The 9,904-nt window shown below is 70.3% G+C and carries 9 protein-coding genes and 1 pseudogene; 6 read left to right on the top strand and 4 right to left on the bottom strand.

The window, feature by feature from the left end; genetic code table 11:
- Positions 1 to 164: 164 nt before the first annotated feature.
- Together Raf01_RS19480 and Raf01_RS19475 are read right to left on the bottom strand one after the other, a co-directional pair.
- Positions 165 to 1,118 carry a hypothetical protein gene (locus Raf01_RS19480; protein WP_203919365.1) on the bottom strand — a complete coding sequence of 318 codons (954 nt, stop codon included), beginning with the start codon at positions 1,116 to 1,118 and terminating at the stop codon, positions 165 to 167.
- A 61-nt stretch (positions 1,119 to 1,179) separates the two neighbouring features.
- Positions 1,180 to 2,130, bottom strand: coding sequence for a helix-turn-helix transcriptional regulator (locus tag Raf01_RS19475; protein WP_203919364.1), 951 nt, complete (start codon positions 2,128 to 2,130; stop codon positions 1,180 to 1,182).
- 78 nt (positions 2,131 to 2,208) lie between these two features.
- Between Raf01_RS19475 and Raf01_RS19470 the strand changes: the two genes are divergently transcribed.
- From Raf01_RS19470 to Raf01_RS19455, 4 genes are all read left to right on the top strand, one after another.
- The gene (locus Raf01_RS19470) at positions 2,209 to 2,991 is read left to right on the top strand and encodes a hypothetical protein (protein WP_203919363.1); all 783 of its coding nucleotides are present in this window, start codon (positions 2,209 to 2,211) and stop codon (positions 2,989 to 2,991) included.
- 84 nt (positions 2,992 to 3,075) lie between these two features.
- Positions 3,076 to 4,275 (top strand): hypothetical protein, encoded by a 1,200-nt coding sequence (locus tag Raf01_RS19465; protein ID WP_203919362.1) that lies wholly within the window; start codon positions 3,076 to 3,078, stop codon positions 4,273 to 4,275.
- Between the two features lie 208 nt (positions 4,276 to 4,483).
- The gene (locus Raf01_RS19460; RefSeq protein ID WP_203919361.1) at positions 4,484 to 5,839 is read left to right on the top strand and encodes an MFS transporter; all 1,356 of its coding nucleotides are present in this window, start codon (positions 4,484 to 4,486) and stop codon (positions 5,837 to 5,839) included.
- Between the two features lie 153 nt (positions 5,840 to 5,992).
- Complete coding sequence (locus tag Raf01_RS19455) at positions 5,993 to 6,622, top strand: hypothetical protein (protein WP_203919360.1); 630 nt, start codon at positions 5,993 to 5,995, stop codon at positions 6,620 to 6,622.
- Positions 6,623 to 6,691: 69 nt separating this feature from the next.
- Here Raf01_RS19455 and Raf01_RS51255 read toward each other — a convergent pair whose 3' ends face one another.
- Together Raf01_RS51255 and Raf01_RS51250 are read right to left on the bottom strand one after the other, a co-directional pair.
- Positions 6,692 to 7,369: a hypothetical protein gene (locus tag Raf01_RS51255; protein WP_444544548.1), complete on the bottom strand. Its 678-nt coding sequence runs from the start codon at positions 7,367 to 7,369 to the stop codon at positions 6,692 to 6,694.
- A gap of 12 nt (positions 7,370 to 7,381) precedes the next feature.
- Positions 7,382 to 8,179: pseudogene (locus tag Raf01_RS51250) on the bottom strand (alpha/beta fold hydrolase); the annotation flags it as partial.
- A gap of 286 nt (positions 8,180 to 8,465) precedes the next feature.
- Here Raf01_RS51250 and Raf01_RS19440 point away from each other — a divergent pair.
- Together Raf01_RS19440 and Raf01_RS19435 are read left to right on the top strand one after the other, a co-directional pair.
- Positions 8,466 to 9,395 carry a sigma-70 family RNA polymerase sigma factor gene (locus Raf01_RS19440; protein ID WP_203919359.1) on the top strand — a complete coding sequence of 310 codons (930 nt, stop codon included), beginning with the start codon at positions 8,466 to 8,468 and terminating at the stop codon, positions 9,393 to 9,395.
- The gene (locus Raf01_RS19435; RefSeq protein ID WP_203919358.1) at positions 9,392 to 9,835 is read left to right on the top strand and encodes an SRPBCC family protein; all 444 of its coding nucleotides are present in this window, start codon (positions 9,392 to 9,394) and stop codon (positions 9,833 to 9,835) included. Before Raf01_RS19440 ends, Raf01_RS19435 begins: the two co-directional genes overlap by 4 nt.
- Positions 9,836 to 9,904: the final 69 nt, after the last annotated feature.

The raw sequence follows: 9,904 nt of genomic DNA, 5'->3' as shown, positions 1-9,904 counted from the left end.
CGTTCGGCGTGCCGCAGTTCGGGTGGTACCCGTGGCTGGTGCCGGCCTCGGTCGCGGTAGCCGCGTCGGTGGCGGCGATCGCCGTCACTGTCTGGCTCGGCCGCCTGCGGAAGCGACCGGTACCGGCGACCGGGTGACCGCCCGCCGGGCGTGCCGGCCCCGCCTCAGCGCAGGAGTACGGCGACGCCCAGCGACAGCACCCCGCTGCAGAACGCCAGCAGGACCGCGTAGACGAAGCCCGTCCCGCCCCGGATCGGTGTCGAAGGCTTGGCGGCCCGACCGGTTCGGCTCGGTGCCGCGCGGCGACCCAGACCAGTCGCCCGACCGGTCTGGCTCGGCGCGTCTGACGCCGCGCGGCGAGCCAGACCGGTTGTCCACAGCGGCAGCGGTTCGAGGAGCAGGTAGAGGAGCGCACCGCTCTGGCCGATGGCGAACAGCCAGAACCAGGCCCAGCGGTTGGCGACCCGGTGCCCGCCGCGGGTCAGCATGTGTACCAGCGTCAGAAGCCAGACCGCGGTCGCGGCGGCGCGCAGCGGTTTCGACGGTACCCACAGCAGCCACAGCTCCCAACCGTTCCCGGTACCGTTGCGCACCACCAGATCGACCGGGTGCCCGGACGCCTCGATCCGGTCGCGTACCCACTCCTCCTCCCGGCCGAGCACCGGCTGCCCGGGTGTCTCGTGAAGAGGCGCCGCGATCAGGGCCTGCCGCCACCGCACCTGGTCGTCGACCCAACGGACCGTGTCGCGAACGGGCACGTACTCGATGTAGGTCACCCGCCCGGCGGCCAGGTCGGCGGTCAGGTCGTCGGTGCCGCGCCAGCCCGGCAAGGCCGAGCCGACCATAGTCAGTGCGGCGAGCAGAAGCACGACCAGCGCGCCTGCGCGGATCGCCCTCCCAGGCCAGGCGGCGGTACGCGGCCGCTCCGGCGCGACCGCTTCGCCCGCGCCCGGGTCCGGGCGGCGTGAGAAGAGCCAGCGCGCCGGGGAACCCGGGCGTGCCGGCAAGCGCGGGTCGGGCGGGCCGACGGACTGCTCCGGAGCAGGGGGATCCGCCGATCCAGCCTGGTCGGCGGGCTCGGCGGCGCCGGAAGACGGCGGCCCTGTCGGGTCGGTCATGCGTCCATGATGAAGGGTGCCGGCCAGCTCACAAAGCGTACGGCTGGTCCGGCTCGGCGCGTCAGATCCAGCCGCGCTTGGCGGCCTGGACCCCGGCGGCGAAGCGGGTGGCCATGCCGAGGTGGTCGAGGATCGCGGCGACGTTACGGCGCACCGTACGGATCGACACGTGCGTACGGGCGGCGATCTCCTCGTCCTTGCACCCGGTGGCCAGCAGCGACAGTACGTGCCGCTGGTACGGGGTGAGGCCGTCGGGCCGCTCCCGTTCCGGCGGGTACGGTGTGGCGCGCTCCCACAGGCTCTGGAACAGCTCGGCGAGCGCGCCGATGACCGTCGGGGACCGGAACAGCACCACGCCGGCCGACCCGCTCTCATCCAGCGGTACCAGCGCACGGGCGCGGTCGGCGATGAGCAGCTTCATCGGCAGCCCGGCGGAGATGCGCACCGCACCGCCACCGGTCAGGGTCGAGTCGATGACCCAGCTGAATTCCGGGGTCGTGAAGTCCGTGCTGAAGACGGTCCGCCACACCGGGGGCGGATGCTCGATCGCGGGTGAGACTCTGGGGTGGCAGGCCGACCCGGCCGAGGCGGTGGTGTCGAGGGACAGCAACTCGTGCCGTGCGCCGAGTTGGATGTCGTCCACCAGCGACAGGACCTGAGTCGGGTCGGTGACCACTTCGGCCAACTCCTGGATCGGGTAGCCACCGACCCTCAGCGCGTCGCGTTGAAGTCGGATGAGCTGCCGCACGATGCTGGCGGTCTCGTCCTGCCAGGACGAGATCCGGGCCGACATCTGGCCCAGTACGGTCTGCGCGGCCAGCGCCGGAGCGACGGATACCAGCAGCGGCGGAGTGCCGTCCTGCACCCGGGCAAGGCCCGCATCGAGCAGTTCACGCGCGGCCCCGTCCAGCTTCTCCGGCGTCGACGAGCACGCTTTCAGCATGTGGTGCTCGCCCGCGAGGAGCCGCTGGTACAGCTCGAAAGCCCGCCGTGACACGAGATTGTCCAGCATTTTCTGGATCATACTGCCGCCCGCCGGGTGGCTGGAAGTTGCCACTGGCCGGTTCGCTCCTTGTGACACGCCCGCTCGGTGAGCATGCTGACCGGCGTGAGTCTCTTCCGGCGTCGTCCCCGCCAGCCCATCGTCCGTTGCCAGCTCTGCGAGCAGAATCAGGTGTTACACAGCCAGCTCGGCGACCGGCTGGTCCCGCTCGGCTTTTGCAGAGAGTGCATCGATCGGATCAGGCGCCGGGAAATCCAGGTGAGTGAACAGCTCGTCGACGACATCATCCGCGAGCTGGAAGCGGCGGCCGCGGAAGCTGCCAGCACCTACGCCACCGACCGCATCGTCTCGAAGCTGGCTCGGTGTTGGCGCCCGAAAGTCCAGGATGCCGTGGCCGCTTTCCTTGTGGGGACCCCGTCGATAGCGGCATTAGAGGTCATGGCCAACCAGAGCGATACCCGCGGCTTGCCGTACATCTATGACTCGCTCGGTCGGCATCGGCTGTACTGGGAAACGAAAACCTACCGATCAAACTCTGCCGAACTTCTGGGGCAACGCGACATCAGCGAGCACACCGAGAACACGTTTGAGACGCTGGAACCGCTGGTGCGCAAGTTGGGCAAAAGGACCGGCGTGGACGAGGACGCGTTCGTCATTCAAACACTCCTTCGCATCGTGGAAAATCCCGAGGCTCCCCGGCGTAAGGATGCCTTGGCCTATCTGGCGCGTTTTCTCTCTCTGCGGCCCCGCCTCCGGGACAATCCCACGTGTCGCCCGATCGTGGACGATGCGGTGGCTCGCCTACAACAGGGAGACACCGCGAGCCAAGACATCGGGGGGCGAATACTGAAGGCACTCTTCCGGAACTGAGTGGTTCGGATGGACGGATTTCGACAGGCAAGATCGATGTGCGTATCGTGAGCTGACGATTTCCTACCCGACGGAGTCCCTGGTATGTCACTGCGCACAAGGATCTGCGCCCTCGCCGCCGGCGTGATCGCGCTGGCCTCCACGATGTTCGCTGCCGCGCCGACCGCGTACGCCGCGAGCACGCCCACCAACCTTCCGGTCGGCCAGTACACCCTGGCGGCCAACTACCACCAGTACGACGCGTTGAACAGCGCGCTCACCTCGACGCTCGGCACCGCCAGCGTGGACACGGTCATGGCCAACGCCAACCATGACCGCACGGCCATCACCGACTCCCTCGGGCTGGCCGGCTACACCGGCGGGTTCGGGTTCGACTCGGGCGACAACAACGACTGCACGAACTACCCGCAGGGCATCACGAGCAGCCGGGACGCCATCGGGACCGCGAACAGCGGCAACTACGACGGGCACCAGCTCATCCTCGTCAGCTGGTACACCACGGACGGGTGCGGCGGCGACCAGTCCCGCAGCCGGATCACGCTCGTCGACTGGGACGCGACCTACCCCAACGACTACCGGAAGATCCTGCTCGTGGAGCCGACCGGTACCGCGGCCGCGCCCAGCTTCAAGGACATCACGGTGCACGCCGGCGGCGTCTCCTGGTACGGCGACTACCTGTACGTCGCCGACACCGGCCACGGCATGCGGGTGTTCAACCTGAAGGACATCCTCAAGACGAACACCGGTGGCACCGCCGACCAGATCGGCCGGCAGTCCAGCGGCGTGTACTACGCCCACAACTACGCGTACGTCCTGCCGCAGGTCGGCACGATCACCGCGAGCACCACGTCGGGTACCTCGCTGGTCTGGTCGAGCATCTCGCTGGACCGGGTGAGCGGTTCGATCGTCATGGTCGAGTACACCTGCCAGTCCGGATGCACCGCATACCCGAACCGGGCCCCGCGGGCGGTCCGATTCCCGTTCACGTCCGGCGCCACCACCTTCGCCGCGTCGACCACGGCGACGGAGGCACTGCAACTTCCGTGGTACAAGCTGAACGGGGTCGCGTCGCACAACGGGCGCTGGTGGTTCAACTCGTCCGGGGCGCACCAGCTCTACTACTGGACTCCGTCGACCGGGTCGCACACCTACGCGTGGGTCAGCGGCGGCGAGAGCATCAGCTACTGGGAGGACACCACGAATCCCGACCTGCTGTGGTCGCTGCAGGAGACCCCGGGACACCGCAACGTCTTCGCCGTCGAGCAGGCCAGCTACGGCCCGTGACCGGCTGACAGTCCCGCACCACAGGGTGGCCGCCGTCGTTGACGGCGGCCACCCGTCGTCTACCGGTGCCGCGGCGGTGTTCGGTGGCCGGACACCCGGGCGCGTGACGCGCCGTTCGGCGCAAGTGAATGAACGTTCGGCGCGGACCGGGTTGACCGAGGCATCGACCGGGTTGGAGATTTCATAAAAATCTTGGTTGGAGGAGATCATGGCCAATCCCGCCGCGACCGGGCCTGCTCCGGGGCCCGCGGCCGAACCCTCGACCAGACCCGCGCGCCGCCGCGCGGTCATCGCCAGCACGGTCGGCACCACCATCGAGTGGTACGACTTCTTCCTCTACAACACCGCCGCCTCACTGATTTTCCCCGCGCTGTTCTTCCCCAAGCAGGCCGCGTTCACCGGCATCCTGCTGTCGTTCGGCACCCAGTTCGTCGGCTTCGCGGCCCGCCCGGTCGGCGCGGCGTTCTTCGGCCACTTCGGTGACCGGATCGGCCGCAAGGCGATGCTCATCTCGACGCTGCTGCTGATGGGCATCAGCACCTTCCTGATCGGCCTCCTGCCCAGCTACCACACCATCGGGTACGCCGGGCCGGTGCTGCTGACCCTGCTGCGCATCGGGCAGGGGCTGGGCGTGGGTGGCGAGTGGGGCGGCTCGGTGCTGCTGTCCATGGAATGGGGGGTACGCCGGCGGCGCGGCCTGATGGCCAGCTGGCCGCAGCTGGGCGTACCGCTCGGGCTGGTGCTGTCCACCGGCGTGGTGCGGCTGCTGACCAGCTGGACCGGCGACAGCTTCGACAACTGGGGCTGGCGCATCCCGTTCCTGCTCAGCGCGGTGCTCATCGGTGTCGGCCTGTACGTGCGGCTGCGCGTGCTGGAGAGCCCGGAATTCGCGGCGGTACGGGACCGGGCCGTGGTGCTCGCCCAGCCGCTGATCGAGGTGGTCCGCCGGCAGTGGCACACCATCCTGTCCTCGGCCTTCGTGCGGATGTCCGAGCAGGCGCCGTTCTACCTGTTCACCTCGTTCGTACTGACCTACGGCACCACGCACCTCGGGATGGTGCGCAACGACCTGCTCAACGACGTGCTCATCGCGGCGACCATCGGGCTGGTCACGGTACCGGTGATGGGCTTCCTGTCCGACCGGTTCGGCCGGCGGGCGGTGTACGGCGTGGGCATCCTGGGTACCGCGGCGTTCGCGTTCCCGTACTTCGGCCTGCTCGACACGAAGAAGGCCGGCCTGGTACTGGTCGCGATCGTGGTGTCGCTGATCTTCCACGACATGCAGTACGGCCCCCAGGCGGCCCTGATCGCGGAACGGTTCGGGCCCAACGTCCGGTACTCCGGCGCCGGGCTCGGGTACCAGCTCGCCTCGGTCATCGCCGGCGGGCCGGCACCGCTGATCGCCACCCGGATCCTGGAGAGGACCGGGTCCAGCGCCGGCATCGCCTGGTACATCGTCGGGTGCTGCGTACTGTCGGCGGTCGCGCTGCTGCTCCTGCCCGCGCGCACGATCGCGCCCGACCCGGTACCGGAGGCCAAGCCGGAGCCGACCGCGGCGGTGTGAACCGGGACGGCCGGGCGGGGCCAGCCAGCGCCCCGCCCGGCCGGCACAGCCCCCGGTTCCGATCGCCTCCGATCGCCCCGGATACCCCGCCGGGTTCCCGGCCGGTAGGTTACGGTCGGCGAGACCGGGCGGGAAAAGGGCGGCGAACTGCGGATGACGGATTGGGCCACGATCGCGGAGTTGGGCACCGCTTTCGGCACCCTGGTGCTCGCGGTCGCCACGTTCGCCTCGGTGCGCTCGGGCAACCGGGCGGCCCGGATCGCCGAGCTGTCCCTGATGTCCCGGCTGCGCCCGCTCGTGCTGCCGTCCCGGGTCCAGGATCCGGAGCAGAAGGTCGGTTTCCAGGACGACCACTGGGTACGCGTACCCGGCGGCCACGCCCACGCCGAGGCCACCGAGGACGCCATCTACCTGGTGATCCCGTTGCGCAACGTCGGCGAGGGGCTGGCCGTGCTCAACGGCTGGGCGTGGCGGCCCGGGCGGATCTCCGGCGTCGAGCGGCCGGACCCGGACGACGTCCGCCGGCTGACCCGTGATCTCTACATCGCGCCGCACGACCTCGGCTTCTGGCAGGGGGCGTTCCGCGACCCGACCGAGCAGATCTTCGACGACGCGGCCAAGGCGATCCTCGGCCGGGAGGCGTTCACGATCGACGTACTGTACAGCGACGGCGAGGGTGGCCAGCGGATCATCACCCGGTTCACCGTGATCCCGGTCGGCGGCGAGAACTGGCTGGCGTCGGTGTCCCGGCACTGGAACCTCGACCGCGCGGATCCCCGGTAACGGACCCGGTGCGGTGTCGCGGCCCGGTTGACGGCCGACGCGGCCGATAGTCGAGCGCCGCCGGCCTCCTCAGCCGGCGTTGGCGTACGGGCCGGCGTGGTAGGTCGACAGGACCAGGTCGGATGCCTGCTGCTCCCACTGAGCGTACCGGTCGCCGAACGCGGAGACCTGGACCGTCTGGGCGGCGTCGGTCAGCGGCATGGTGTCCCAGCCGGGCACCTGGGTCAGCGCCTTGAGGAACGCGGTGGCCGCGTACGTCGGGTCGGTCAACTGGTCCGGGCTACCCCAGCCGGACGACGGGCGCTGCTGGAACAGCCCGAGCGAGTCGTGGTCGTTGGCGCCGCCCAGGTTGCCGTAGTTGGTCAGCTTGGTCTCCTGCATCGAGGTGGCGACCGCGATCACGGCGGCGCGTGGCGGCAGGTGCATGGCGTTGGCCGCCGCGACGATGCTGTGCGCGTTGGCGATCTGCGAGGAGTCCAGGTTGAGGCTGGACTGGGTGGACGCGTCCGGCGCGCCCATCGGCATGAGCTGCTGCTGGCTCGGCACGTTCATGTGGGTGCCGGAGTCCGGCGACGTGTTCGAGGTCTGGGTGACGGCCGGGCCGGCGTCCGGTGGAGGCGCGGCGCTCGCGGTCGCCGCGGTACCGGCGATCGGGCCGGCGGCGATCCCGGCGACCAGTGCCGCCGCGGCGGCCGCCTTGCGCTTGTGGCCGAGGAAGCCCTTGACGCGCTCACCGACCGCGGACAAGTGGCTTTCAAGAAGAAAGTGACCACCGTCCAGGAGGTGCACCTCGGCGTCGACCAGGTCGACCTGGAACGCGAGCGCACCGACCGGACCGAAGATCTGGTCGTTGCGCCCCCAGACCGCCATCAGCGGGACCTGGCTGTTCCGGAAGTACTCGTGCAGCCGGTCGTACACCTCGAAGTTGCTGGTGTAGTCGCGCAGCATGGCGAGCTGGATCTGGTCGTTGCCGGGCCGCGCGAGCAGCGCCGCGTCGTGGTTCCAGGTGTCCGGGTCGATGACGCTCGGGTCGGGTACGCCGTGCTGGTACTGCCACATGACGGCCTGGCAGCTCAACGCCGACCGGACCGGAGCCTCGGTCTCCGGGCTCGGGTTGTTCGCGTAGTCCCAGATGGGCTGCCAGAACTGGTTCGTGAACCCGGACTCGTACCCATTGCCGCTCTGCGTGACGATCGCGGTGATCGCGTCCGGATTCTTGAGCGCGAGGCGCCAGCCGATCGGGGCGCCGTAGTCGTGCACGTACATCGCGTACTCGCGCACGCCCAGATCGGTCAGCAGCCCGGAGACCAGCGAAGCCTGCGAGTCGAAGGTGTACTCGAACTCGTCCGGCGACGGCGCGTCGGAGTGTCCGAAGCCGAGGTAGTCGGGCGCGATGACGCGGTGCTGGTCGCAGAGCAGCGGAATGAGGTTCCGGAACTCGTACGAGCTGCTCGGGAAGCCGTGCAGCAGGACGAGCGCGGGGGCCGACGGGTCCCCGGCCTCCCGGTAGAACAGCCGGCGCCCCTGTATGACCGCGTAGCGGTGATGGGTGGTCATGCGGCATCCCCTTTTGTCCGAGTTTGCCCGCGCATAAGCTCAGATTACGTGGTTCGCCGCCTCCGTTCCCAGTTTCGGCCAACGCACCGCACGGCCGGGGCAGGTCGGCCCAGTTTCGGCCAACGCACCGCACAGCCGGGCAGGTCGGCCCAGTTTCGGCCAACGCACCGCACAGCCGGGCAGGTCGGCTCTCACCCCGACCTGGCCGGGACCGTCCCGCCGGCTGTCACATCGGGCCGGCCCGGACCGTTTCTGCTACAACGGGCGAGGGACTTGGGGTGTGCGCGTGGACGAGCATGAATGGCTGGCGGGCCGGTTCGAGACCCACCGCGGGCGCCTGCGGGCGGTGGCGTACCGGATGCTGGGCTCGTTCAGCGAGGCGGACGACGCCGTTCAGGAGGCGTGGCTGCGGCTGAACCGCTCCGATGCCCGGGCCGTGGAGGACAACCTGGGCGGCTGGTTGACCACCGTGGTCGCCCGGATCTGCCTGGACATGCTGCGCTCCCGCCGGTCACGGCGCGAGGAGCCGCTGGAGGTGCGCCTGCCGGACCCGGTGGTCGGACGGCCCGACGGTACCGACCCGGAACACCAGGCACTGCTGGCCGACGCCGTCGGCCTCGCCCTGCTCGTGGTGCTCGACACCCTGGGACCGGCCGAGCGGCTGGCGTTCGTGCTGCACGACATGTTCGCCGTACCGTTCGAGGAGATCGCCCCGATCGTCGACCGCTCACCGGCCGCGACCAGGCAGCTGGCCAGCCGGGCCCGGCGGCGGGTGCACGGATCCGCGCCGGTGCCGGACGCGGACCTGCCCCGGCAGCGCGCCGTGGTCGACGCGTTCCTCGCCGCCGCCCGCGACGGTCAGTTCGACGCCCTCATCGCGGTACTCGACCCGGAAGTGGTGCTGCGGGCCGACACCGGTGCCGGGACCACCGCCCGGTTCCGTGGCGCGCGAGCCGTGGCCGAGCAGGCGGCGTCGTTCGCCGCGCGGGCCGAGCTGGCCCGGCCGGCGCTGGTCAACGGCTGCGCCGGTCTGGTCGTCGAGGCCGGCGACCGACCGGTCGCGGTGCTGTCCTTCGCGGTGCGCGACGGAAGGATCGCCGGGATCGACATCCTGGCCGACCCCGTGCGCCTGATGACAGCCGGCGGTCACACTCCCCCGCCCGCGATCCGTTACTCCCTCGACGCAACCCACGCCGACGAGGAGAACCCGCGATGACACCGATCGTCTCGACCTTCGAGGTCGCCCGCCCGCCACACGAGGTGTACGCGTACCTCACCGACCCGACGCGGTTCCCGGAGTGGCAGCCGGACGTCGCCCGGGTACGCGTCGAGGCCGGCCGACCCGCCGGAGTGGGCTCCCGGTTCGCCACCACCCGCCGGATCGGCCGGATCGAGCACACCACCACCCAGGAGGTCACCCGGTCCGACCCGCCGCACGGTTGGGCCGCGCGGGGCGTCGACGGCCCGTTCCGGCCGGGCGCCACGGTCACCGTCGAGCCGATCGACGGCGGCGGGTCGCGGGTCACCGTGGCGCTGGAGTTCGAGGGCAGCGGGATCGGCCGCCTGCTGCCCCTGGAGGTCATCGGCCGGATGGCCGCCAGGAGCGCGCCCCGCAGCTACCAGAACCTCCGGCGGCTGCTGGAGCGCGACACCTGACCGCCGTCGCCGGGGCTTCCGGTCCCGAAAGCCCCGGCGACGGACCACCATCGGTCAACCACCGCGCGG

Origin of the sequence: Rugosimonospora africana (assembly GCF_016862975.1) — a bacterium.
Taxonomy (GTDB): domain Bacteria; phylum Actinomycetota; class Actinomycetes; order Mycobacteriales; family Micromonosporaceae; genus Rugosimonospora; species Rugosimonospora africana.
The sequence above is the reverse complement of the archived record's forward strand: the minus strand, read 5'-3'. Positions and strand labels throughout refer to the sequence as shown.